At 62.8% G+C, this 23,810-nt stretch carries 17 protein-coding genes; 2 read left to right on the forward strand and 15 right to left on the reverse strand.

Annotation, left to right across the window (positions count from 1 at the left end):
* Positions 1 to 74: 74 nt before the first annotated feature.
* The 15 genes from urtA to mfd all read right to left on the reverse strand — a co-directional run bounded on the left by urtA (position 75) and on the right by mfd (position 20,550).
* Positions 75 to 1,343 carry an urea ABC transporter substrate-binding protein gene (gene urtA / locus GYM54_RS20810; protein ID WP_197444515.1) on the reverse strand — a complete coding sequence of 423 codons (1,269 nt, stop codon included), beginning with the start codon at positions 1,341 to 1,343 and terminating at the stop codon, positions 75 to 77.
* A gap of 243 nt (positions 1,344 to 1,586) precedes the next feature.
* On the reverse strand, positions 1,587 to 2,162 hold the full coding sequence (locus GYM54_RS20815) for a HupE/UreJ family protein (RefSeq protein WP_131648175.1): 576 nt from the start codon (positions 2,160 to 2,162) through the stop codon (positions 1,587 to 1,589).
* Positions 2,163 to 2,311: 149 nt separating this feature from the next.
* On the reverse strand, positions 2,312 to 2,926 hold the full coding sequence (gene ureG, locus GYM54_RS20820) for an urease accessory protein UreG (RefSeq protein ID WP_181102766.1): 615 nt from the start codon (positions 2,924 to 2,926) through the stop codon (positions 2,312 to 2,314).
* 53 nt (positions 2,927 to 2,979) lie between these two features.
* Complete coding sequence (locus GYM54_RS20825) at positions 2,980 to 3,657, reverse strand: urease accessory protein UreF (protein WP_181102764.1); 678 nt, start codon at positions 3,655 to 3,657, stop codon at positions 2,980 to 2,982.
* A complete protein-coding gene (gene ureE / locus GYM54_RS20830) occupies positions 3,654 to 4,154 on the reverse strand; it encodes an urease accessory protein UreE (protein WP_181102762.1) in 501 nt (166 codons plus the stop codon). Before ureE ends, GYM54_RS20825 begins: the two co-directional genes overlap by 4 nt.
* Positions 4,155 to 4,479: 325 nt before the next feature.
* Complete coding sequence (locus GYM54_RS20835) at positions 4,480 to 5,946, reverse strand: NCS1 family nucleobase:cation symporter-1 (RefSeq protein WP_181102759.1); 1,467 nt, start codon at positions 5,944 to 5,946, stop codon at positions 4,480 to 4,482.
* 429 nt (positions 5,947 to 6,375) lie between these two features.
* Positions 6,376 to 8,076, reverse strand: a complete 1,701-nt coding sequence (gene ureC, locus GYM54_RS20840; RefSeq protein WP_181102756.1) for an urease subunit alpha — start codon at positions 8,074 to 8,076, stop codon at positions 6,376 to 6,378.
* 93 nt (positions 8,077 to 8,169) lie between these two features.
* Positions 8,170 to 8,475 (reverse strand): urease subunit beta, encoded by a 306-nt coding sequence (locus tag GYM54_RS20845; protein WP_181102753.1) that lies wholly within the window; start codon positions 8,473 to 8,475, stop codon positions 8,170 to 8,172.
* Between the two features lie 99 nt (positions 8,476 to 8,574).
* Complete coding sequence (gene ureA / locus GYM54_RS20850) at positions 8,575 to 8,877, reverse strand: urease subunit gamma (protein WP_131648182.1); 303 nt, start codon at positions 8,875 to 8,877, stop codon at positions 8,575 to 8,577.
* 60 nt (positions 8,878 to 8,937) lie between these two features.
* Positions 8,938 to 9,771 (reverse strand): urease accessory protein UreD, encoded by an 834-nt coding sequence (locus GYM54_RS20855; RefSeq protein ID WP_181102740.1) that lies wholly within the window; start codon positions 9,769 to 9,771, stop codon positions 8,938 to 8,940.
* Positions 9,772 to 10,037: 266 nt separating this feature from the next.
* Positions 10,038 to 11,741 (reverse strand): ATP-dependent DNA ligase, encoded by a 1,704-nt coding sequence (locus GYM54_RS20860; RefSeq protein WP_181102739.1) that lies wholly within the window; start codon positions 11,739 to 11,741, stop codon positions 10,038 to 10,040.
* A gap of 79 nt (positions 11,742 to 11,820) precedes the next feature.
* A complete protein-coding gene (locus GYM54_RS20865) occupies positions 11,821 to 12,837 on the reverse strand; it encodes a ligase-associated DNA damage response exonuclease (RefSeq protein ID WP_131648185.1) in 1,017 nt (338 codons plus the stop codon).
* 169 nt (positions 12,838 to 13,006) lie between these two features.
* Positions 13,007 to 13,552: a hypothetical protein gene (locus GYM54_RS20870; protein WP_131648186.1), complete on the reverse strand. Its 546-nt coding sequence runs from the start codon at positions 13,550 to 13,552 to the stop codon at positions 13,007 to 13,009.
* Between the two features lie 222 nt (positions 13,553 to 13,774).
* Positions 13,775 to 17,056: a DEAD/DEAH box helicase gene (locus tag GYM54_RS20875; protein ID WP_181102737.1), complete on the reverse strand. Its 3,282-nt coding sequence runs from the start codon at positions 17,054 to 17,056 to the stop codon at positions 13,775 to 13,777.
* A gap of 44 nt (positions 17,057 to 17,100) precedes the next feature.
* Positions 17,101 to 20,550, reverse strand: a complete 3,450-nt coding sequence (gene mfd / locus GYM54_RS20880) for a transcription-repair coupling factor (protein WP_181102734.1) — start codon at positions 20,548 to 20,550, stop codon at positions 17,101 to 17,103.
* A 157-nt stretch (positions 20,551 to 20,707) separates the two neighbouring features.
* On the opposite strand from mfd, the gene GYM54_RS20885 reads away from it, so the two are divergent.
* Both GYM54_RS20885 and GYM54_RS20890 read left to right on the forward strand, forming a co-directional pair.
* Positions 20,708 to 22,159, forward strand: a complete 1,452-nt coding sequence (locus tag GYM54_RS20885; protein ID WP_181102732.1) for a glyceraldehyde-3-phosphate dehydrogenase — start codon at positions 20,708 to 20,710, stop codon at positions 22,157 to 22,159.
* Between the two features lie 310 nt (positions 22,160 to 22,469).
* A complete protein-coding gene (locus GYM54_RS20890; RefSeq protein WP_181102730.1) occupies positions 22,470 to 23,807 on the forward strand; it encodes a Na(+)-translocating NADH-quinone reductase subunit A in 1,338 nt (445 codons plus the stop codon).
* Positions 23,808 to 23,810 lie beyond the last annotated feature (3 nt).

The following is a 23,810-nucleotide window of genomic DNA, read 5'->3' on the forward strand; positions in this document are numbered from 1 at the left end:
ACTGTGCGACATCTGCTGGTGGGCTGAAGCGGAGCGCCGCCCGGCCCACCCTACAAAAGCCGTATGGGCGCCAATCAGTTCGACTTCACCGCGTAGTCCGGCTTCTTGTCGTTACCGGGGATGTACGGGCTCCACGGCTGAGCGCGGAGCGGGCTTTCGGTCTCCCAGACCACCGAGAACTGCCCATCATCTTGGACTTCGCCGATCATCACCGGCTTGTGCAGGTGATGGTTCTTCTCGTCCATGGTCAGGGTGTAGCCGCTCGGTGCTTCGAAGGTCTGGCCGGCTAGCGCGTCGCGCACCTTGCCGACGTCGGTGGTGCCGGCTTTCTCGACCGCCTGCGCCCACATATGAATGCCCACGTAGGTGGCTTCCATCGGGTCGTTGGTCACGGCCTTGTCTGCACCCGGCAGGCCTTTTTCCTTGGCGTAGGCCTTCCACTTGCTGACGAACTGTTCGTTGACAGGATTTTCCACCGACTGGAAGTAGTTCCAGGCGGCCAGGTGGCCGACCAGCGGCTTGGTGTCGATGCCGCGCAGCTCTTCTTCGCCGACCGAGAAGGCCACCACCGGAACGTCGGTGGCTTCCAGGCCCTGGTTGGCCAGTTCCTTGTAGAAGGGCACGTTGGAGTCGCCGTTGATGGTCGACACCACTGCGGTCTTGCCGCCCGCGGAGAACTTCTTGATGTTGGCGACGATGGTCTGGTAATCGCTGTGACCGAAGGGGGTATAGACCTCTTCGATGTTCGCTTCCGGCACGCCTTTGCTGATCAGGAAGGCGCGCAGAATCTTGTTGGTGGTCCGCGGGTAGACGTAGTCGGTGCCCAGCAGGAAGAAGCGCTCGGCGCTGCCGCCGTCCTCGCTCATCAGGTACTCGACCGCCGGAATGGCTTGCTGGTTTGGCGCGGCGCCGGTGTAGAAGACGTTGGGCGAGAGTTCTTCGCCTTCGTACTGAACGGGGTAGAACAGCAGGCCGTCGAGCTCTTCATAGACCGGCAGCACGGATTTGCGCGACACAGAGGTCCAGCAACCGAAGGTCACCGCGACCTTGTCCTGGGTCAGCAGCTGACGGCCCTTTTCGGCGAACAGCGGCCAGTTGGATGCGGGGTCGACCACAACCGGCTCGAGCTGCTTGCCGAGCACGCCACCCTTGGCGTTGATTTCGTCGATGGTCATCAGCGCCATGTCTTTCAGGGAGGTTTCCGAAATGGCCATGGTGCCGGACAGCGAATGCAGGATGCCGACCTTGATGGTCTCGGCGGCCTGCAGGGTGAACGGGAACAGGCCGCTGAGCATCAGGGCACTGGCGGCAAGGGTGGACTTCAGTAGGGGACGGCGTTTCATGGTGGGCGGCTCCTTGGCTGTCCATGCGCAACTATGGGTGGGTCCTTGGGGACGTGGAGCGCTATCGCAGCATCCGTGCCAGCTTTGCGGGAGCCGCCTGGGGCGGGGCTTTGCCGCCGTCTTCACCATGCGCCGCAATTGTGCGGCGCGGCGGTGTGGTGCGAAAAAGGGGCGGCGGGGATGTGATGAAGCGGTGCTTTGCACGCTCGTGGTGCGAAGGCCAGAGGCTGGTTTGCTCTTTGCTCAGCTGACCAGCAGCCAGGCGCCAGCCAGTGCCGAGGCGGCGCCAGCGACCCGGATGAGTGGGGCAGCGGCTTGCGGCAGGCTGCGCGCCAGCACGTAACCGACCGCATGCAACGCAGCCGTGGCGGCGATGAAACCGGCTGCATACCCCCAGGGGCTGGCCAGTTCCGGTAGTTCCAGGCCATGGGCCATCCCGTGGCTGAGCGCGAACAGTGCGGTCAGGCCTGCCGCGAGCGACAGCGGTGGGCGCACCGCCAGGGCAACCAGCAGGCCGAGTGCCAGGACCGAGCCTGCGATACCGGTTTCCATGAATGGCCACTGGACGCCGGCGAAGCCGAGCAGGCCGCCGATCAGCATGGTGGCGACGAAGGTCAGCGGCAGTGCCAGCCGCGCAGTGCCTTGTTGCTGCGAAGCCCACAGGCCGACGGCAAGCATTGCCAGCAGATGATCGAGACCCAAAATCGGGTGGGCGATGCCGGACATCACGCCGGCATGGTCATGCCCCGGATGGGCGAAGGCCAGTGCTGGGCTGAGCAGTAAGGCGGAAGCGAAGAAGAATGTTCTGTGCAGGTTCATGCGATTACCTCTGGTTGTGTATGGCGGTCTCGAATCGTCGAGGTCTGATTGCGGTTTGCCGATGAGCCCGCTTGCTCAGGGGTGTTTTCCGCGTGGCCTTAGGGCAGTACGCGAGCAGGGACTCGGCGCTCCTGCGGGGATGTGTCCGGTCAGGCACTGGCAAGCATGCCCTGTCGTTCGATGAAGGCGATGATCTCGTCCAGACCCTGGCCAACCTTCTGGTTGCTAAAGACGAAGGGCTTGTCGCCGCGCATCTTGCGCGTGTCGCGGTCCATGACCTCCAGCGAGGCGCCGACCATCGGCGCCAGGTCGATCTTGTTGATCACCAGCAGGTCGGACTTGCAGATGCCTGGCCCGCCCTTGCGCGGCAGCTTGTCGCCGGCCGACACGTCGATCACATAAATCGTCAGGTCCGACAGTTCGGGGCTGAAGGTGGCCGACAGGTTGTCGCCGCCGGATTCCACGATGATCAGATCCAGCCCCGGAAAGCGCCGGTTGAGCTGCTCGACGGCCTCGAGGTTGATCGAAGCATCCTCGCGGATCGCCGTGTGCGGGCAGCCGCCAGTTTCCACGCCGATGATGCGTTCCGGCGCGAGGGCTTCGTTGCGCACCAGAAACTGGGCGTCTTCCTGGGTATAGATGTCGTTGGTGACCACGGCCAAGTTGTAGCGCTCGCGCAGCGCCAGGCACAGGGCGAGGGTCAGCGCGGTCTTGCCGGAGCCGACCGGGCCGCCGATGCCGACACGCAAGGGTTGGGTGTTCATGGTGATTTCCTCTGTTGCGGTAATGGGATGACTGCGTGCCGATGCTGTAGCGCTCATGAGCGAAACAGACGGCTGTACTGGCGCTCATGGGCCATGCTCGCCAGCGCCAGGCCGAAGGGGGCGCTGCCCCAGTGCTTGGGATCGATCTCGCGCGCGGCGCGCTGAGCCTGCTCTAGCGCTGGCAGCAACTCGGAAGTCAGCCGTTGGGCAGCCTGTTGGCCCAGCGGCAGGGTTTTCATCAACACCGCCAACTGGTTTTCCAGCCAGCCCCAGAGCCAGGCGCTGAGCGCATCTTCGGGCGATATGCCCCAGGCACGTGCGGCCAGCGCCCAGCCCAGGGCAAGGCCGGGTTCGTCGATGCGTGCAAACAGGACGCGGGCAGGTTCGTCCAGTTCCGGCAGGTTGCTCAGCAGTTGCTTGAGCGAGTAGCCCATTTGCCGGCTTTCCAAGCGCAGCTCCCGGGTTTCGCGGCTGGCGCGATGACGTGCGGCCAGGCGCTCCAGTTCGCACCAGTCTTCGGCGGCGGCTGCCTCGCAATGGGCTAGCAGCAGCGGCATTTCGAAGCGCGCCAGATTGAGCTGCATCTGGTCGCCGAGCCAGCATCGGGCACTGGCCTCGTCCTGTACCAATCCTTGCTCCACTGCCATTTCCAGGCCCTGCGAATAGCTGTAGCCGCCGATCGGCAGCTGGGGGCTGGCCAACCGCAGCAGCGCGAACGCAGCCGGATTCACCTGCGCGCGCCGAACTGGTGCAGCCGCGGCGCGTAACTGAATTCGGCTTCGCCAGCGTGGGAATGATGGTGGCCGCCGCCGTAGGCGCCGTGTTCCGGCTGGAAGGGCGCTTCGATGTGTTCGACGCTGGCGCCCAGTTGCAGCAGCATGTCCTTGAGCACGTAGTCGTCGAGCAAGCGCAGCCAGCCATCTCCGACTTGAAGGGCTACATGGCGATTGCCCAGGTGGTAGGCAGCCCGGGTCAGTTCGAAGCTGCTGGCGCAGGTTACGTGGAGCAGCTGTTCGGCGCGGGCACGCACGATGACGATGCGGCCGTCCTGGGCCTGCAGGCATTCACCGTCATGCAGTGGCGGCTGGCCGCGCTCCAGAAACAGCCCAACGTCCTCGCCATCGGTGGTAAAGCAGCGCAGCCGCGATTTGCTGCGAGCCTCGTAGGTGAGTTCCAGCTCGGCGTCGCCGTTGGCCTGCGTGGTGGTGCGTCGATGGATGACCAGCATGGTGCAGTTCCGCTTGTGTGATGACCAAGCAGAGCAAGGCCCTTGCCAACCTTCCTAATAGACGTGTCGTGCGGGCTGCGGTGGCCGGTGTGCCTGAAAATGGAGCTTGATCTGGTGTCGTCGTGGTGCGCTGAAGAGCTTCGCGCATCACATTGGTGCGCTGCCGTTGCGGCAGTAAGGACCATCACTTGCGATTGGGTAGTGATTAATGCTGATCGCGAAGATGTGACCGAGCCGTGCGGAGGCGCGCTTAGCGAATCGGCTGTCGGGGGGATGCAACCGAACGAACCGATTTTTGTGATCGGTCCGTTCGGATCCGCTCCCTTTACGGAGTCACAGCGGGTGCTACACCTGAAGCCACTGGGTGTTTACGCATCAGCAGGTAATGCACAAATCCTCCAAACAGCGCCCCGAGCAACCATGCGAAGCCCGACAGGCTTTCCAGTCCTGGCGTCCATACCGATGCGACCGAAAACAGCGAGCTGATGCCGAATGCGATGATCGCCTTTCGATTCCAGCCGGCGCTGAAGTAGTAGGTCGAACCCGGTTCGGCCGAGAACAGTTCCTGCACGTTCAACTGCTGACGGCGGATCAGGTAGTAGTCAGCGACGAGGATGCCGTACAGCGGCGCCAGCACGGCGCCCAGCGTGTCGACGAATGCGGCGATACCAACGGCGCTGATGAACGATACCCAGAGTGCGCCGATGAAGAAGGCGATGACCGCGGTGATGAAACCGCCGGTGCGGGCACTGATGCGGGCGGGCGCGAGGTTGGCGATGTCGTAGGCCGGCGGGATGAAGTTGGCGACCAGATTGATGCCCACCGTGGCGACGAAGAAGGTCAGCGCCGCAATCAGGGTCAGGCCGACGTTGTCGATCCGCGCGACGATATCGGTCGGGTTGGTCAGCGTCTCGCCGAATACCACCACGGTGCCGGCAGTAATCACCAAAGCGATCATGGAGAAGATTGCAAGGCTCACCGGAAGCCCCAGGAAATTGCCGATGCGCATCTGCCGCTCGTTTTTTACGAAGCGGGCAAAGTCCCCGTAATTGATCACCACGGCCGCGAAGTAGGCCACCATGGTTCCGACCACCGCAGCAAATGCAGCTATGGGGCCGCCGGTATAGCTGCCCGTGCCGCTGAAAATGCTGCCAAGCGCGCCGACGAGACCCGGCCCGGCCTTGAAGCAGATGGCGACCATCATGGCGATCATCACGAGATAGACCAGCGGGCCAGCCCAGTTGAGAAATCGTGTGACCCAATCCACGCCGCGCACGAACAACGCCACCTGGAATACGCAGACGATCACATAGGCCATCCAGTCGATTGAGGTCAGGCCCAGCAGCGTTGCCTCCGAGCCGGGGCCCGCTAGTGTGCGAATCAGCAGCGCCACGGCGGTTGAGGCGAAGTAGGTCTGCACGCCGTACCAGAAGATCGCCACGATGCCGCGCACCACGGCTGGGAAATTTGCCCCGCGTACGCCCATGCTGGCGCGTGCCATGACCGGGAATGGGATGCCGTACTTGACGCTGGGTTTGCCGGTCAACTGCACCAGCCCCATGACGATGAACCCCGCCAGTACGATTCCCGCAAGCACCGCCCAGCCGTTCAGGCCATAGCTGATGAACAGGGTAGCGGCGAGGGTATAGCCGAACAGGCTTTGAATGTCGTTGGACCAGACGTTGAATATTTCGAACCAGCCCCATTTGCGCTGCCCGGGGGGCAAGGGCGCAAGGTCGGCGTTGTGCAGGCTGGTATCGATCCGCTTGATATTGAAATCGTCGTGGTTCATGGCGTGCGCTCTGTATGCAAGACAAGGTGGCATAGATCTATGCAGTTCTTGTTCCGCGTACGGCTCAGCCCGCGAGTATCGAGCAATGTCGACCGATTAGGCTCTTGCTTGATGATAGGAGCTTAGACCGTCCGGCACGTTTCGCTACGCGCTTTGTATACATGCGACAAATGAAGAACTGGGGCGGTCGGTCGCGAATCGCCTCTTGTAATGCACCGATAGCTCGCAAGAAAACCGCGCGATGCCCTGGTGGTGTTGAAGTGGGATTCTCTCGGCGTGGCGTGGCGTGGCGTGGCGTTGAGATGAGCTGAGCTGAGCGCCAATGGCGGGTTAAAAACCCGCCCTACGGTGTGCCGCGTCTAGCGCATATGTCGAATGTCGACATGAGCGGTGGGCGGAAATGTTTCCGCCGTGGTGCTGCACGTTGGGTCAGAACAGGAAATACCGCTGCGCCATCGGCAATACCTCCGCGGGCTCGCACCAAAGCAGCTGGCCGTCTGCCTTCACTTGGTAGTTCTGCGGGTCGACGTCGATCTGTGGCGTGTAATCGTTATGGATCAGATCCTTCTTCTGCACCGCCCGGCACCCCTTCACCACGCCGATTTTTTTCTTCAGCCCGAGCTGCTCGGGCACGCCGGCCTCGGCTGCGGCCTGGCTGATGAAGGTGAAGCTCGATGCGTGTAGTGAGCCGCCGTAGCTGCCGAACATGGGCCGGTAGTGAACCGGCTGCGGGGTCGGGATCGAGGCGTTGGCATCGCCCATCAGGCTGGCAGCGATGACGCCGCCCTTGAGGATGAGGGTCGGTTTGACGCCGAAGAATGCCGGCCGCCAGAGCACCAGGTCGGCCCATTTGCCAGCTTCGATGGAGCCGACTTCGTGGCTGATGCCGTGGGTGATTGCCGGGTTGATGGTGTATTTGGCGATGTAGCGCCTGACACGAAAGTTGTCATTGTCCGGCCCGTCGCCCGGTAAGGCGCCGCGCTGTTTCTTCATCTTGTCGGCGGTTTGCCAGGTGCGGGTGATGACTTCGCCGACGCGGCCCATGGCCTGGCTGTCGGAGCTGATCATCGAGAAGGCGCCGAGGTCGTGGAGGATGTCTTCGGCGGCGATGGTCTCGCGGCGGATGCGTGACTCGGCGAACGCCACGTCCTCAGCGATGCTCGGGTCCAGGTGATGGCAGACCATGAGCATGTCCAGATGCTCGTCGATGGTATTGCGGGTAAACGGCCGGGTCGGGTTGGTCGAGCTGGGCAGCACGTTGGGGAAACCGCAAGCCTTGATGATGTCTGGTGCATGACCGCCACCCGCGCCTTCGGTGTGGTAGGTGTGAATGGTGCGGCCCTTGAACGCGCCGAGCGTGGTCTCGACGAAGCCGGATTCATTCAGCGTGTCGGTATGGATCGCCACCTGAATGTCGTACTGGTCGGCCACGCTCAGGCAATTGTCGATGGCCGCCGGCGTGGTCCCCCAGTCTTCATGCAGCTTGAGGCCGATGGCGCCAGCCTGGATCTGTTCGATCAGCGGCTCGGGCAGCGAGACATTGCCCTTGCCGGTGAAGCCGATGTTCATCGGGAAGGCTTCGGCGGCCTGGAGCATGCGCGCCATGTGCCACGGGCCGGGTGTCACGGTGGTGGCGTAAGTGCCGGTGGCCGGGCCCGTGCCGCCGCCGATCATGGTAGTAGTGCCGCTCATGAGGGCTTCTTCGATCTGCTGCGGGCAGATGAAGTGGATATGGCTGTCGATGCCGCCCGCGGTGAGGATCAGGCCTTCACCAGCGATGACTTCGGTGGCTCCGCCGATAGCGATGGTCACGCCGGGCTGAATATCCGGGTTTCCAGCCTTGCCGATGGCGGCGATACGCCCGTCCTTGAGGCCGACGTCGGCCTTGACGATGCCCCAGTGATCGACGATCAGCGCATTGGTGATCACCGTATCGACCACGTCGGCAGCGCACAGCTGGCTCTGGCCCATGCCGTCGCGGATGACCTTGCCACCGCCGAATTTCACCTCGTCGCCGTAGACGGTGAAGTCCTTTTCCACTTCGATCCACAGCTCGGTATCGGCCAGGCGCACCTTGTCGCCAATGGTGGGGCCGAACATGTCGGCGTAGGCTTGGCGGGAGATTTTCATCCTCGTTCCTCGGATTCAGGCTGCAAGCGTCAAGCTGCAAGCCTCAAGTAAAAATGAATGCCGGACTGCTCTCTTGCAGCTTGCGGCTGCGCTCTAGAGCGCCCCCATCACCCGCCCGGCAAAACCGAACACTCGGCGATCACCGGCCAGATCGACCAGCTCTACCTCGCGGCTCTGGCCGGGCTCGAAGCGTACTGCCGTACCTGCGGGGATGTGCAAGCGCATTCCTCGCGCGGCGGCGCGGTCGAAAGTGAGGGCGTCGTTGGCTTCGAAGAAGTGATAGTGCGAGCCGATCTGGATCGGGCGGTCGCCGCTGTTGGCCACGCTCAGGGTCAGGGTGTGGCGGTCGGCATTGAGCTCAATGTCGCCGTTCTGAATCCGGTATTCGCCAGGGATCATGACAATCACTCCGTAATTTAGCGGTACGTTTGGACAGAAGTCGGAAGCGAAAGCCGCTGGGAATCGCTCTGGTTTGCAGTGTTAGATTTATGGCTGCTGTCAGGCGATCGGTTGATGGACCGTGACCAGCTTGGTGCCGTCAGGGAACGTCGCTTCGACCTGGATTTCCGGAATCATTTCCGGCACGCCTTCCATCACTTGCTCGCGGCTGAGCAGAGTGGTGCCGTAATGCATCAGCTCGGCGACCGTCCGGCCATCACGGGCGCCTTCGAGCAATGCCGCAGAAATGTAGGCCATTGCCTCCGGGTAGTTGAGCTTCACGCCGCGTGCCAGGCGGCGCTCCGCGACCAGGCCAGCGGTGAAGATCAGCAGCTTGTCTTTCTCTCTAGGGGTGAGGTCCATTGGTGCTCCATTCGTAGGGTGGATGTCTTCTTCACATCCACCGGTTTTCGGCGGGGATCGCTACGTGCTCCAGATTCTCGGCGGTACGACCTCACGCCCCAGCAGCTCCGGGCGCAGCAGGCGCCACAGCTCGATCAGCCAGGCACGGGCGTGCAGCGCTTCGCGGGCCAGGCAGCGGCCGACGATCAGCCCCGGCAGTTGTGTCAGGTCGCCGCGAACCCGGTTCGGTAGTTCGCGGCAGCGCTCCATCAAACCCGCGTCGATTTCTCCCGTGGCGATCAGGGTGGCGAACACCGGTTGGCCATCGAAACCGATCGGCGAATCCAGCAAACCGTCACCGCCGACAACGCGCTGGCATTCGTGCCAGAGCAGTTCGCCGTCACGACGGATATCCAGTTGCGCCTGAAAATGCCCAGCGTCGAAACGTTCGCTCGCAGCGGGGCGGCCCAGAGCGACCATGTCCCAGTAGAACAGCCTGGCGTCACCTTCCAGTTCGATAGCCGTAGACAACTCGGCCTGCGCAGCGGAGTAGACGATGGTCTCCTGCGGCAGCCATTCGAGCGTGGCGCCGGCTTCGACATGCAGTGCCAATTGCTGGAACGCCGGGGCGGCGGCGCGATACCACTTGGCTGCACCGGGACTGGTCAGCTGTGCCCAGGCGTCGGCGCCGACCGTGGCGCTGATGTCCAAGCGATCACCGCCGGCAATCCCGCCTGGTGGGTGCACGATGATGTGCTGGCAGACTTCTGGGCCTTCGGCATACAGATGCTTCTGCACCCGCAGCGGACCGCTGTGGCGTCGGTACACCGGGCGCGTCGTCTCGCCGAAACGTGCATAGCCGAGTTCCAGTTCGGCGTGCCAGTGAGGAGTAAACAGGGAAGTCAGCGCAGTCATTGCCGAAGGGTTCATCGATAGTTGAACCGTCACTCAGCAATAGTCGTGCCTTGGTAGAGCGCCAAACCGTTACGCCTTGCTCATAGCTAGGGCTCGATGCTTTGGAAACCAATGCTTGCACCGGTTTGGTGCTTGAAGCGTGCAATTTCTTTATTGCGCCCGATTGTGGTGCGGCCGAATAAATTCGGTCCTACAACGACGGGAGTGAGACTGCGATTGTGCTTGTAGGACCGAACTTGTTCGGCCGTGGGGGCAGGCTAGAACGGTCATCCCAACAATTCCTTGAGCGTCTCCAGCGTATCCGCCTCATCCACTGGTTTGTCATGACGCCAGCGCAGCATCCTTGGGAAGCGCACGGCGATGCCGCTTTTGTGCCGGCTGCTGGCGGCGATGCCTTCGAAGCCCAGCTCGAACACCAGCGTCGGTGTCACGCTGCGCACTGGGCCGAACTTCTCCACGGTGGTCTTGCGCACGATGGCGTCCACCTTGCGCATCTCCTCGTCGGTCAGGCCGGAATAGGCCTTGGCGAAGGGCACCAGCTTGCGTTCGGGATCACCCGGCTCGCCGTCCCACACGGCGAAGGTGAAATCGGTATAGAGGCTGGCGCGGCGGCCGTGGCCGCGCTGGGCATAGATCAACACTGCATCGACCGAGTAGGGGTCGATCTTCCATTTCCACCAGAGGCCCACATCTTTTGTGCGACCGACGCCATATTGCGCGGCGCGGGCCTTGATCATCATGCCCTCGACGCCTAGGGCGCGGGAGGCCTCGCGCTGGCGGGCCAGGTCCTGCCAGTCGGCGCCCGTGACCAGTGACGACAGCATCAGCCGTGGGTTAGGGCATTGTGCGACCACCGCTTCGAGCTGTTGTCGGCGCTCGCGGTGCGGTCGTTGCCGCCAATCCTCGCCCTGCCATTCCAGCAGGTCATAGGTGAGGACGGAAACGGGCGCATCCTGCAGCACCTTGGCGGTGAGGTTCTTGCGACCAATGCGCTGCTGCAGCAGGGCGAAGGGTTGTACGCCGAATCCTTCAGGCGTGGGCGCTGCGGCATCAAGGCCCGGTAGCGCAGTGGTTGGATGCTCGGGCGGATGTTTCCAGACCAGGATCTCGCCATCGATCACCGTTCCGTCCGGTAGACAGCCGGCCAGCTCGCACAGCTCGGGAAAGCGCTCGCTGACCAGTTCCTCACCGCGCGACCAGATCCAGATCTGCCCGTCGCGCTTGACCAGCTGGGCGCGGATGCCATCCCACTTCCATTCAACGAACCAATTCTCCGGCGCGCCCAGCAGCGTGTCGAAGTCTTCCGTCGGCGCTTGCAGCGGGTGTGCAAGAAAGAACGGGTAAGGCTGGCCGCCGCGCTGGGCATGTTCGTGTTCCGATTCGTCGGCGATCAGCGCCAGGTAGCCTTCGGCGCTAGGACGGTGTGACAGATCCGTGTAACCGACCAGGCGCTGCGCCACTCGTTTCGGATCGAGATCGGCCAGCGAGGCCAGCGCTCGCGTGACCAGTAGCTTCGATACCCCGACGCGGAAGGCGCCGGTGATCAGTTTGATGCACACCATGAGGCTGATCCGATCAAGTTGTGACCAGAGCGCCGGCAAACGCTCGGCCAATATCTCGGGCGGCAGGCCCCGCAGCGGCAACAGCTTGTCCTGCATCCACACCGCCAAGCCTTCGTTCGAACTGTGCTCGGCTTCGGGCATCAGCAGCGAGATGGTCTCGGCCATGTCACCGACGGCTTGGTAGCTTTCCTCGAACAACCATTCCGGTAAACCGGACGCTTGCATGGCCGTATCGCGCAGCACGCGGGTCGGCACCAGCTGGCGCGGTCGGCCCCCGGACAGGAAGTAGACCGCCCAGGCGGCGTCGGCGGGATCTGCTTCGCGGAAGTAGTCGCGCATCGCAGCAAGCTTGGCGTTACTGGAGGTGGTCGCGTCGAGGCGGCTGTACAGGGTGGCGAATGCTTTCATTTCGTACCACCGTCATGTCCCGGCGCAGCCTGTTCGTGAGCAAACGCGCTCTTACAATTCCGCGAGGTTGAGCGCCGGATCATTCGGCCTCCTGTGTGGCTGCGTCGTCCTCTTCGCCGTATTCTGTCTCGAAGGCTTGGGCGTCGAGGCCGCGCATCTCGCGCAGGTAGCGCACCAGTACCGGCACCGAGCCGTGGGTCACCATGACTCGCTCCGCGCCGGTCTGTTCGATGGCCCATAGCAGACCGGGCCAGTCGGCATGGTCGGAGAGCACGAAGCCACGGTCGACGCCACGACGCCGACGGGTGCCGCGCAGCATCATCCAGCCGCTGGCGAAGGCATCGGCATAGTCGCCGAAGCGGCGCATCCAGGTGCTACCGCCGGCCGAAGGCGGGGCCAAGATGATTGCCTGTCTCAGGCGTGGATCGCCTTTCTTCAGGTCGCCGGCGTACAGCGTTGGCGGCAGATACACGCCGGCGTCGCGATAGACCCGGTTCAGTGGCTCGACCGCGCCATGCACCACCACGCTGCCGATACTTTCATCGAGGCCATGGAGAATCCGTTGCGCCTTGCCGAAGGCGTAACAGAACAACACGCTGGCGCGCCCAGCGGCGGCATTGGCGCGCCACCAGTCGTTGATGCCGCGAAACACTTCGGTTTGCGCGGGCCAGCGATAGATGGGCAGGCCGAAGGTGGATTCGGTGATGAAGGTATGACAGCGCACCGGCTCGAAGGGCGCGCAGGTGCCGTCCGGTTCTACCTTGTAGTCGCCCGAGGCGACCCAAACTTCGCCGCGGTATTCCAGGCGAATCTGTGCCGAGCCGAGCACATGGCCGGCGGGATGGAAGCTGAGCGTTACGCCGTGATGGTTGATGGTTTCGCCGTAGCCCAGCGTCTGCAGTGGCATGTCGGCGGCGATACGCGAGCGCAGGATGCCTTCGCTGTCGCTGGAAGCCAGGTAGTGACCCATGCCCCAGCGCGCATGATCGCCGTGGGCGTGGGTGATGACGGCGCGTTCAACGGGACGCCAGGGATCGATGTAGAAATCACCGGGAGGGCAGTAGAGGCCTTCGGGGCGGGCGACGACTAGGTCCATGAGTACAGGCACTGTGAGGGCTTGTAGTCTTGGAGCCTGCCGGAGCGGCGGGAGTTCGGCTGGCTGGTGGAGTAGGGTGGGCCGGGCGGCGTTCCGCGTCAGCCCACCAATTCTCCCAGCCAACTACTTGGTGGGCTGAAACGCAGCGCAGCCCGTCCGATGTGGCGCGTTACTCCACCAACTTCAGATGCGAGGTATCTGGAACGGGGGCATCGCTGGCGCGGCGGCGTTCGCTCATGTCGCTGCCCACCGGCGCCAGGCTGAATTGCGATAGATTCAGTGTCGGCGGAGGGGTTGTAGGGCGGGCATCCTGCAGATCGACACCGACCGGCGCGATGCCGAAATCCGGGGCCTCGACATCGACGAAAGCAGCCATGTATTCATCGCGAGGTGCGACCTTCAGCGGCTTAGGCGCGGTCGTGGATGCCTGCGGTGCGGGCGGCTCCTCGGCAGGCGGCGGTGCCAGTTCGATTTCCTCGACGGCGACCGGCATCGGCCTGACTTCGACCTGCGCGCCGGCGCGCTCCAAAGCCTGGCGATACTTCTCCACGGCGGCGAAATCCAGGTTCTGCTTGATGACCATGCGCCGCCCGGAGAACAACTGCGCGATGCGCTGGGCGTCGGCCTGGAACAACTTGCTCAGGTTGGCTTCGACCTGCTCGAGCCGTGCGCCAGGGAGCAACTGGCCGGAAAACGCGATTTCATAGAGGCTCATCGGCATGTCCTTGTCTGGTTCGATGGCGGTTTACAGTTAGTGGTGGAAAGCTTGGACTAAAAGCAGGTCGTCATCCAGCTTGGGTGTGAAGGGAATATTGATGTGTACGGCCCCTCTCGCAATGGCCGATCTCCTGCATCCACGCAGCCGTCTCCGGTGACGGAGACGGCTCTGAGGTCGGTGCCCATCGGAAGTCGCAGTCCAACGGCTTGGCTTCTGCTTTCACCTTTCCAACGGTGCCAGCAGCGCCTCGATATCGCTTTCCTGTAGCGTCCAGTCGGCTTCGCCGCTGCCTTGCAGTACGCCGGCTGCCAGCTCGGCCTTGCGGGCCTGCAGTTGCTGGATCTTCTCTTCCACCGTGCCGCGGGCGATGAGTTTGTAGACGAACACGGGCTTGTCCTGGCCGATGCGGTAGGCGCGGTCGGTGGCCTGGTTTTCGACGGCCGGGTTCCACCAGGGATCGTAATGGATCACGGTATCGGCGGCGGTGAGGTTGAGCCCGGTGCCGCCGGCCTTGAGACTGATCAGGAACACCGGCACCTCGCCGTTCTGGAAGCGCTGCACTGGGGTGCGACGGTCGCGGGTGTCGCCGGTGATCTGCACGTAATCGATGCCGCGCTGCTGCAGGCTTTCCTCGATCAGCGCCAGCATCGATGTGAACTGCGAGAACAGCAGCACGCGGCGGCCTTCTGCGAGCAGTTCCTGGAGCATCTCCATCAGACTGTCCAGCTTGCCTGAGCTGCCGCCGCGAACCGCGCGCGCCGTTTCACCCTTGACCAGGCGCAGGTCGCAGCAGACCTGGCGTAGCTTGAGCAGGGCGTCGAGAATGATGATCTGGCTGCGCGCCAGCCCCTTGCGGTCGATCTCGTCGCGTACCTTGCGATCCATGGCCAGCCGCACCGTCTCGTAGAGGTCGCGTTGCGCCGGGGTCAGCTCTACCCAATGCAATATCTCGGTCTTGGGCGGCAGCTCGTGCGCCACCTCTTCCTTGTGCCGGCGCAGCAGGAAGGGGCGGATGCGGCCGATCAGGTGTTGCAGCCGCACGGGGTCGCCGTGTTTCTCGATGGGTGTGCGATAGGTGCGGTTGAATTCCTTGGCGTTGCCCAGCCAGCCGGGCATGAGGAAGTGGAACAGCGACCAAAGCTCGCTGAGGTTGTTTTCCAGTGGGGTGCCGCTCAGGCATAGGCGTTGTCGCGCCTGCAGCTGGCCAGCGGCCTGGGCGGCTTTGCTGCCGGCGTTCTTGATGTTCTGCGCCTCGTCCAAGACCAGCACATGCAGCGGCTGTTCGGCCAGGCGCTCGACGTCCCGGGGTAGCAGCGCGTAGGTGGTCAGCAGCAGGTCGTAATCGGCCAGTTCGCCGAAGTGTTTTTGCCGGGCCGGGCCGTGCAGGGTGAGCACCCGGAGGTCGGGTGCGAAGCGCGCCGCCTCGTCCTGCCAGTTTGGAATCAGGCTGGTGGGCATCACCACAAGAGCGGGGCGGTCGAGGCGGCCGGCTTGTTTTTCCATAAGCAGATGGGCCAGGGTCTGCAGGGTTTTGCCCAGACCCATGTCGTCGCCAAGAATGCCGCCTACCTCCAATTCGCGCAGCGTCTGCATCCAGCACAATCCCTGCAGCTGATAGGGCCGCAGCTCGGCGTTCAGTCCTGCGGGCGGTGGGCAGGGGAGCTGGCGATAGTCGCGCAGGCGCTGAGCGAAATCGCGAAGGCGCTCGCCGCCGTGCCACTCCAGCGGGAGCGCGTCGAGCTGGGCCAGACGCGCGGCGTCGGCCTGGTCCAAGCGCAGGCTGTCGCTCATGGCCAAGGGCTGTTGCAGATACAGATCGCCAAGGGTCGCGAGAATCGGTTTGAGCCGACCGAAGGGCAGCAACACTTGAAGTGGATGACCGTCGTCGCGGCGCGCGAGGGTGATGCGCAGCATCTCATCATCGCGACGCTGGGCCAGTTGTTCCGGGGCCAGCAGCGCCGGCGTCTTGCGGATCACATCCAACAGCACCGGCAGCAGGCTGATGCGTTCGCCTTCGACGACGATGCCCAGTTCCAGCTCGAACCAGCTGTGTTCCGGCGATTCATCGACCTCGGCGTACCATTGCTCGACCTGCGCCAGGTCGTAGGCGAAGCCCGGCTGGATGACGATCTCCCAACCTTCGTCGAGCAGCTGCGGCAGGTGCTGCTGAACGAACTGCAGCCAGGCGGCCTCGTTGGGCAGCTCGTACATCTCTGCCGAGTCCTTGGGCAATGCCTGACTCTGGCGCAGGGCGGGGCGCAGGCCGAATTGCTGCAGGCGCTGGCGCAGTGCCTGTTCGGCTTTGGGCTGGCGGGCAATGCTGAGGATGCCCTGGTCACCGACCTGGCGTATGCGTTCGTCAGCCTTGCTCTTTCCATGGGCCGCCGTGCGGTCATAGACGAAGCTGAGGCCGGCGCGGTGCTGCTGTTCATTGACCATGCGCCCGCTGCCGGGGTGGTAGTTCATGAACTGATGGCTACCCAGCGCCAGGCGTGGTCGGGGCGACAGGTCGTCGATACGTTTTTCCTGCGGTTTGCTCGGTGCGGGTAGCTTGGGGGCGATATCGTTCAGCGAGAGGCTGAATAATGTGGCCTGCGCGGCAGGCACTTCGGGCAGCTTGAGCAGATGCCGGGCCAGCGCATCGCCGAGGCCGTGAGCGATCACACCCAACTCGTTCTTCGCCTCGTCCAGGTAGTAGAGAGGGTCGATGGCTTCGATCAATTCGACATCCTCCGGAACGAGGCTGGCGTATAGGGTTCCGTTGCGATTGGTGCGCCATTGCAGCTGTGCCTCGCGGCAGAGGCCAGGTTGCAAGGCGGGCCGGTCGAAACTCAAGAAGGCGCGCCCGCTTTCAAGCACGAGCCGCAGCGCCTCGCCGCCATTCGGGCCTTCCAGCTGGAACGTGTTGCTGCCGCCTGCGCACAGGTTCAGCAGGGCGGCGATGCGCAAATCGATCGGCAGCATGAAGCGTGGTTGCCGGAAGCTCGCCTCGCGCATTGCGAAATAGAGCTGAGGAGTGCTGAAGCTGCCATCCTTGAGTTGCCGCACTTTATATACGGTGACGGTGAGATCTGGTTCGAGCAGATAGTGTAGGCAGTGCTGCGCTGGCGCCGTCGGTGCCTCGCCGAGGGCCTGAGGCAGGTGTGAAAGCCAGGCTTGCAGCGCGCCGTGCAAACCGTCTTGGGAATCGCTCACTGGAGCGGTGGATCGTGGCTGTTGCTGTTGTCGCTCCAGCTCATACAGCACGGCCGCCGCGTGTTTGCAGGCCCAGCCCACCGGACAGGTGCAGAGGCAGTGCAGCTCGCCGCGCGGGCCGAGGGTCAGGGTTTGCCGGTAGCTATTACTCCCCGAGCCCTGGCAACTCGCCGCGACCCGCTGCGCCGACTGCTCGATGATCCGCACCCGTCCTTCGGCGGCGTATTGCTCACCACGGCTCAAGGCCAGTGGTGAGAAATAGGTCGTCCAGGGTTCGGGAAGGTGATCGAAAAAAGTCTCGGACATGGCTCAGGTGCAAGGAGGGATAGTCGGCACAACGGCGAATGGTCTCACTGACCAGCCGCCGGTGTCAGACGTTCGAGCAGGGCTTCCAGCGTATTGAAACGTTCTTCCGGTCGTTCCATGGGCACCTGGAATTTGAACACCGTCGCGCCTTCGAACTTGTAGCGCTTGGGCTGCGTCTGGATCAGTTTGATCAGCGCCATCGGATCGACCGGTGTATCGGCGGCGAATTCGATGCGTCCGCCCTGGGGCCCAGCGTCGATCTTGGTGATGCCGAGCTTTTCGGCCTGCAGCTTGAGCAGCGTCAGGCGGATCAGGTGCTTGGCCGGGTCCGGCAGCAGGCCGAAGCGATCGATCATCTCCACCTGCAGCTCGTTCAGGCCGTCCTCGTCGGCGGCGTTGGCGATGCGCTTGTAGAGGATCAGGCGCGCATGCACGTCCGGCAGGTAGTCCTCGGGGATCAGCGACGGGATGCGCAGGTTGATCTCCGGACCGCCGCCCAGTGGCTGGTCCAGGTTCGGCTGTTCGCCCTTCTGGATGGCCTTGACCGCGCGTTCGAGCATTTCCATATAGAGGGTGAAACCCACCGCCTGGATCTGCCCGCTCTGGCCGTCGCCGAGCAGCTCGCCGGCGCCGCGGATTTCCAGGTCGTGGGTGGCCAGCACGAAACCGGCACCCAGATCCTGGGAGTTGGCGATGGCTTCCAGGCGCTTTTCCGCGTCTGGCGTCATCTGCTTGCGCGGCGGGGTGAGCAGATAAGCGTAGGCCTGGTGGTGACTGCGGCCGACGCGGCCACGCAGCTGGTGCAGCTGGGCCAGGCCGAACTTGTCGGCGCGCTCGATGATGATGGTGTTGGCACTGGGCACGTCGATGCCGGTCTCGATGATGGTCGAGGCCACCAGCACGTTGAAGCGCTTGTGGTAGAAGTCGCCCATCACCTGTTCCAACTCGCGCTCGCGCATCTGACCGTGGCCGATGCCGATACGCGCCTCGGGCACCAGTTCGGCAAGGTCCGCGGCGCATTTCTCGATGGTCTTCACATCGTTGTGCAGGTAGTAGACCTGACCACCGCGCAGCAGCTCGCGCAGCAGGGCTTCCTTGATGGTCGGCTTGTTAGCCTCCATGACGAAGGTGCGCACCGACAGCCGCCTCGCCGGCGGCGTGGCGATGATCGACAGGTCGCGCATGCCCGCCACCGCCATATTCAGCGTGCGCGGGATCGGCGTGGCGGTGAGAGTGAGGATGTCCACCTCGCTGCGCAGCGCCTTCAGCTGTTCCTTCTGGCGCACGCCGAAACGGTGTTCCTCGTCGATGATCACCAGGCCCAGGTTGGTGAACTTGACGTCGTCCTGCAGCAGCTTGTGGGTGCCGATGAGGATGTCCACCTTGCCTTCGGCGAGCTGGTCCACTGCGCCCTGAATTTCCTTGGCGGATTTGAAGCGGCTCATTACCTCGACCTTCACCGGCCAATCGGCGAAGCGGTCGCGGAAACTGTTGTAGTGCTGCTGGGCGAGCAATGTAGTGGGCACCAATACGGCGACTTGGCGGCCACTGTGAACGGCAATGAATGCGGCGCGCATGGCCACTTCGGTCTTGCCGAAGCCGACGTCGCCGCAGATCAGCCGGTCCATTGGCTTGGGCGCGAGCATGTCGCTGCGCACGGCTTCGATGGCGGCCTGTTGGTCCGGCGTTTCCTCGAAGGGGAAGCCGGCGCTGAAGGTGTCGTAGTCCAGCTGCGGGTCTTGGAAGGCATAACCTTCGCGGGCGGCGCGGCGGGCGTAGATGTCGAGCAGTTCGGCAGCGACGTCGCGGACCTGCTCGGCGGCCTTGCGCTTGGCCTTCTGCCAGGTTTCCGAACCCAGCCGATGCAGCGGTGCCAGGGCGTCGTCGCTGCCGGTATAACGGGCGATCAGGTGCAGGCTAGCGACGGGCACGTAGAGCTTGGCTTCCTCGGCGTACTGCAGCTGGAGGAATTCGGCCGACTGGCCTTCGATCTCTAGGGTGATCAGGCCCTGGTAGCGGCCCACGCCGTGGTCGATATGCACCACCGGCGCGCCTTCGCGCAGCTCGGTGAGGTTCTTGATGACGTTCTCGCCTGCATCGCGGGTCTTCTCGCGACGGCGGCGCTGCATGATGCGCTGGCCGAACAGCGGGCTTTCGGCGATCAGTGCCAGTTGCGGCTGTTGCAGCAGCAGGCCCTCGTCCAGCGGCGCGATACTGATCGCCAGGCGTTCCTTGCCCTGAAGGAATGCCGGCCAGCCCTCGACTTCCTGCGGGCGCAGTTTCAGGCGGGCCAGCAGTTCCAGCAGCACTTCGCGGCGCCCAGCGGATTCGGCGGTGAACAGTACACGGCCAGGGAATTCATCGAGAAAGCGCCGCAGCGCCCCCAGCGGCTCGCTGGCCTTGGCTTCAATGGCCAGCTCCGGCAGCGGACTGGCCGGGAAGCGTTCGCGGCCGATGCCGGTTTCCACATCTTCCTGGCTGGCGACTACGCGTGGCCATAGCTTCAAACGGGCGAAGCAATCCTCTACCGGCATGAACAACTCGGCAGGCGGCAGCAGAGGCCGTTCGGGATCGACGCGGCGGTCTTCGTAGCGGTTGCGTACGTCCTTCCAGAAGTTCTCGGCGGCCTGCTCGATGCCAGGCAGAGAAAACACTTGGGTGTCCTCGGGCAGGTAATCGAACAGCGTCGAGGTTTCGTCGAAGAACAGCGGCAGGTAGTACTCGATGCCCGCCGGGGTGATGCCGGTGGACAGGTCCTGGTAGACCGGGCAGCGCCGGAAATCCACGTCGAAGCGTTCACGGAAGCGCGCGCGGAAACCGGTGACCGCTTCCTTTTTCACTGGAAACTCGCGGGCCGGCAGCAGGCGCACCGAATCCACCTTTTCGATGGAGCGTTGGTTTTCCGGGTCGAAGGTCCGCAGCGTTTCGATCTCGTCGTCGAACAGGTCGATGCGATAGGGCAGTGCGCTACCCATGGGATAGAGGTCGATCAGCGCGCCCCGCACGGCGAATTCGCCATGCTCGTACACCGTATCCACGCAGCGGTAGCCCGCCGCTTCCAGCCGCGAGCGCATCTGTTCGACGTCGAGCTTCTGGCCGACATCCAGCACAAGGCTGGAACCCAGCAGGAAGCGCTTGGGTGCGAGGCGGTGTAGCGCGGTGGTGATCGGAACTACCAGTACGCCGTGGGTCAGTTCAGGCAGCTGATAGAGCGCCGCGATGCGCTGGGAGATGATGTCCTGGTGCGGCGAGAACACATCGTAGGGCAGCGTTTCCCAGTCGGGAAAATGCAAAACCGGCAAGCTCGGCGCGAAGAATGCCAGTTCTTCCTTGAGGCGCTCGGCGCTCTGGCTGTCGGCGGTGAGAAGAAGGGTGAAGCATTCTGCGCGGCTGGCGGATTCGGCGATGGCCAGGCTTAGCGCGGCTCCGGGAAGGTTGCCCCAGGTTTGCTTGCCGCTGGCGGCAGGCATGGGCGGAAGGCGCAATACGGACACGAGTGGACGTGACTCCGGTCGAAAAATGGACCGCCCGGATTGTAACTATCCGAGCGGGACGCTGTCAGTGTTTCCGCTGCACAGATTGCCGGCGCTAGGGTGCGCCGGCATAATGTAGCCCTTTTTCTCAGCCCCTACATGTTGGAAGGAACTGCCCGTGACTCAGAAGCCCGACCAGTGTCTTGGTGAATGGATTGATCGAGAAGCCCTCGCCGAAGCGATGATTCCGCTGATTGGTCAGCTGTATCGTAACAATAACGTGGTGACTTCCATCTATGGCCGCGGGTTGATCAACCGTTCGGTCATCGCATTGCTCAAAGCGCATCGTTTCGCTCGTCACCGCCAGGCTGACGAAGCCGAACTCTGTGTCAACGAAACCCATCAGATCCTCACGACCATGAGCAGCATGGACCTGGGCGCCGCCTCGGTGGATCTGGGCAAGGTCGTCGCCAAGTTCAAGGCCGAGGGCAACGGCCGCAGCCTTGACCAGTTCGTGCGTGATGAGTTGGCTGAAGTCGCTGGCAAGCGCAATACGACTGGCGTCCATAAAGGCACCGACGTCGTGCTTTATGGCTTTGGCCGTATCGGCCGCCTGCTGGCGCGCATCTTGATCGAAAAAACCGGTGGCGGCGACGGTCTGCGCCTGCGTGCCATCGTCGTGCGCAAGGGGGCGGAGAATGACCTGGTCAAGCGCGCCAGCCTGCTGCGCCGCGACTCGGTGCACGGCCCGTTCGACGGCACCATTCATATCGATGCCGAGAACAACACCATCACTGCCAACGGCAACCTGATCCAGGTGATCTACTCCAACGATCCGGCTTCGGTGGACTACACCCAGTACGGCATCGAGAACGCGTTGCTGGTGGACAACACCGGCAAGTGGCGTGACGCCGAAGGCCTTGGCCAGCACCTCAAGTGTCCTGGCGTTGCCCGCGTCGTCCTGACCGCGCCTGGCAAGGGCGAGCTGAAGAACATCGTGCATGGCATCAATCATGCCGATATCACCGAAGACGACAAGATCGTCTCCGCTGCCTCCTGTACCACCAACGCCATCGTGCCGGTGCTCAAGGCGGTCAACGACCAGTACGGCATCGTCAACGGTCACGTCGAGACCGTGCACTCTTACACCAACGACCAGAACCTGATCGACAACTTCCATAAAGGCAGTCGTCGTGGTCGTAGTGCCGCGCTGAACATGGTCATCACGGAGACCGGCGCTGCAACTGCGGCGGCCAAGGCGCTTCCGGTGCTGAAGGGCAAGCTGACTGGCAATGCTATCCGCGTTCCGACGCCGAACGTCTCTATGGCGATCCTGAATCTGAATCTGGAAAAGGCCACCAACCGCGACGAGATCAACGAATACCTGCGCCAGATGGCCATGCATTCGGATCTGCAGAAGCAGATCGACTTCGTCAATTCACAGGAAGTGGTTTCCACGGATTTCGTCGGCTCGCGCCATGCCGGCGTTGTAGATGCCGAGGCAACCATCTGTAGCGATAACCGCGTCGTGCTGTATGTCTGGTATGACAATGAATTCGGCTACAGCTGCCAGGTAGTGCGCGTCATGGAAGATATGGCAGGGGTCAATCCGCCAGCCTTCCCGCGCTGAGTCTGCGCAGATAATGAACGGGAGCTTCGGCTCCCGTTTTTCATTTTGACCGTAAACAGATTTCCGCCGTATCAAGCCATGTAGCGGCTCGCGTCAATAGTTGGTTACAAGGCGCGCTTGTCCGCAGTCAAAAAATTGAAAGCTCTTGGGTGGCCAGTCTTGGTCCGCGACCTCTATAATCGGGCGGATTTCTACTTGGGACCTGCGGCATGGCGTCGCGCTGATAAATCATCAGTGCGTGTCGTGCAATTCGACTTTGAGCTAGGTCGCAGGCTCGTAAAAAAGCCTTCAATCAGTGGTTAGCGAACCGATGATCAATATAAAACGTGGGCTTGATTTGCCCATTGCAGGTGCGCCGGCGCAGCGTATCGAGGCTGCAAGGCCCGTGCGAAGCGTCGCGGTTTTGGGATTTGACTACCCGGGCATGAAGCCGACCATGGACGTTCAGGTGGGTGATCGGGTCAAGTTGGGGCAGGTTCTGTTCTCGGACAAAAAGACGCCTGGAGTCGTTTTCACGGCGCCTGGCGCCGGCGTTGTCAGTGCAGTTCATCGTGGTGAGAAGCGGGTCCTGCAGTCGGTGGTCATCGACTTGGACGGAACGGACGAAGTGACGTTCAGCCAGTATGGTGCAGCCGAACTCGAAGGGCTCAGCGATGTGCAGGTTCGTGAGAATCTCCAGCAGTCGGGCCTCTGGGCTGCCCTGCGCACGCGTCCATACAGTAAAGTGCCGGCGATCGATGCCGTGCCCAATTCCATTTTCGTCACGGCAATCGACACCCATCCGTTGGCAGCCGATCCATCGATCATAATTGCTGAACGTGCAGCTGATTTCGAAGCTGGCCTCAAGGTTCTCGGCAATCTGGGCAAGCTGTTTCTTTGCAAGGCCGATGGCGCCTCGCTGCCAGGCGAACAGCTCGCCAAGGTCAAGACCGAGAGTTTTGCCGGGCCGCATCCTGCGGGTCTCGCTGGTACGCATATCCACTTCCTTGATCCCGTCAGCGCCAGTAAAAGCGTCTGGACCATTGGCTATCAAGATGTCATTGCCATAGGTGCGCTATTTACGAGCGGTCGCCTGTCGGTTGAGCGAGTGGTATCGCTTGCCGGCCCTGTAGTTGAACAACCGCGCCTGGTGCGCACCCGTCTGGGCGCCAACCTGGATGAACTGACTGCAGGCGAATTGCAGCTAGGAGCCAATCGCGTCGTTTCCGGTTCGTTGCTTGGCGGTCGTACCGCCCATGGCGCCTTCGCCTATCTCGGTCGCTACCATCAGCAGGTTTCCTGCCTGCGCGAGGGCAAGGAGCGCGAGATGCTGCATTACATGCGTCTGGGACGAACCAAGCACTCGGTGCTCAATATCTTCATTTCCAAGCTCAACGCCGGTAAGAAATTCGCGTTCTCTACTTCCACCAACGGCAGCCCGCGCGCAATGGTGCCGGTTGGCAACTACGAGGAAGTGATGCCGCTCGATATCCTGCCGACTCAATTGTTGCGCTCGCTGATCGTAGGCGACACCGAGGTGGCGCAGAAGCTTGGCTGCCTGGAACTCGACGAAGAGGATCTGGCGCTGTGCAGCTATGTCTGCGCTGGCAAATACGAATACGGCCCGATCCTGCGGGACAATCTGACCCGCATCGAGAAGGAGGGGTAAGGC

It is taken from the genome of Pseudomonas sp. MTM4 (assembly GCF_019355055.1).
GTDB lineage: Bacteria > Pseudomonadota > Gammaproteobacteria > Pseudomonadales > Pseudomonadaceae > Stutzerimonas.

Coding starts and splice junctions, on each gene's coding strand:
- urtA (WP_197444515.1), bottom strand. CDS start 1,343: ATGAAACGCCGTCCCCTACTGAAGTCCACCCTTGCCGCCAGTGCCCTG.
- GYM54_RS20815 (WP_131648175.1), bottom strand. CDS start 2,162: ATGAACCTGCACAGAACATTCTTCTTCGCTTCCGCCTTACTGCTCAGC.
- ureG (WP_181102766.1), bottom strand. CDS start 2,926: ATGAACACCCAACCCTTGCGTGTCGGCATCGGCGGCCCGGTCGGCTCC.
- ureE (WP_181102762.1), bottom strand. CDS start 4,154: ATGCTGGTCATCCATCGACGCACCACCACGCAGGCCAACGGCGACGCC.
- GYM54_RS20835 (WP_181102759.1), bottom strand. CDS start 5,946: ATGAACCACGACGATTTCAATATCAAGCGGATCGATACCAGCCTGCAC.
- ureC (WP_181102756.1), bottom strand. CDS start 8,076: ATGAAAATCTCCCGCCAAGCCTACGCCGACATGTTCGGCCCCACCATT.
- GYM54_RS20845 (WP_181102753.1), bottom strand. CDS start 8,475: ATGATCCCTGGCGAATACCGGATTCAGAACGGCGACATTGAGCTCAAT.
- ureA (WP_131648182.1), bottom strand. CDS start 8,877: ATGGACCTCACCCCTAGAGAGAAAGACAAGCTGCTGATCTTCACCGCT.
- GYM54_RS20855 (WP_181102740.1), bottom strand. CDS start 9,771: ATGACTGCGCTGACTTCCCTGTTTACTCCTCACTGGCACGCCGAACTG.
- GYM54_RS20860 (WP_181102739.1), bottom strand. CDS start 11,741: ATGAAAGCATTCGCCACCCTGTACAGCCGCCTCGACGCGACCACCTCC.
- GYM54_RS20865 (WP_131648185.1), bottom strand. CDS start 12,837: ATGGACCTAGTCGTCGCCCGCCCCGAAGGCCTCTACTGCCCTCCCGGT.
- GYM54_RS20870 (WP_131648186.1), bottom strand. CDS start 13,552: ATGAGCCTCTATGAAATCGCGTTTTCCGGCCAGTTGCTCCCTGGCGCA.
- GYM54_RS20875 (WP_181102737.1), bottom strand. CDS start 17,056: ATGTCCGAGACTTTTTTCGATCACCTTCCCGAACCCTGGACGACCTAT.
- GYM54_RS20890 (WP_181102730.1), top strand. CDS start 22,470: ATGATCAATATAAAACGTGGGCTTGATTTGCCCATTGCAGGTGCGCCG.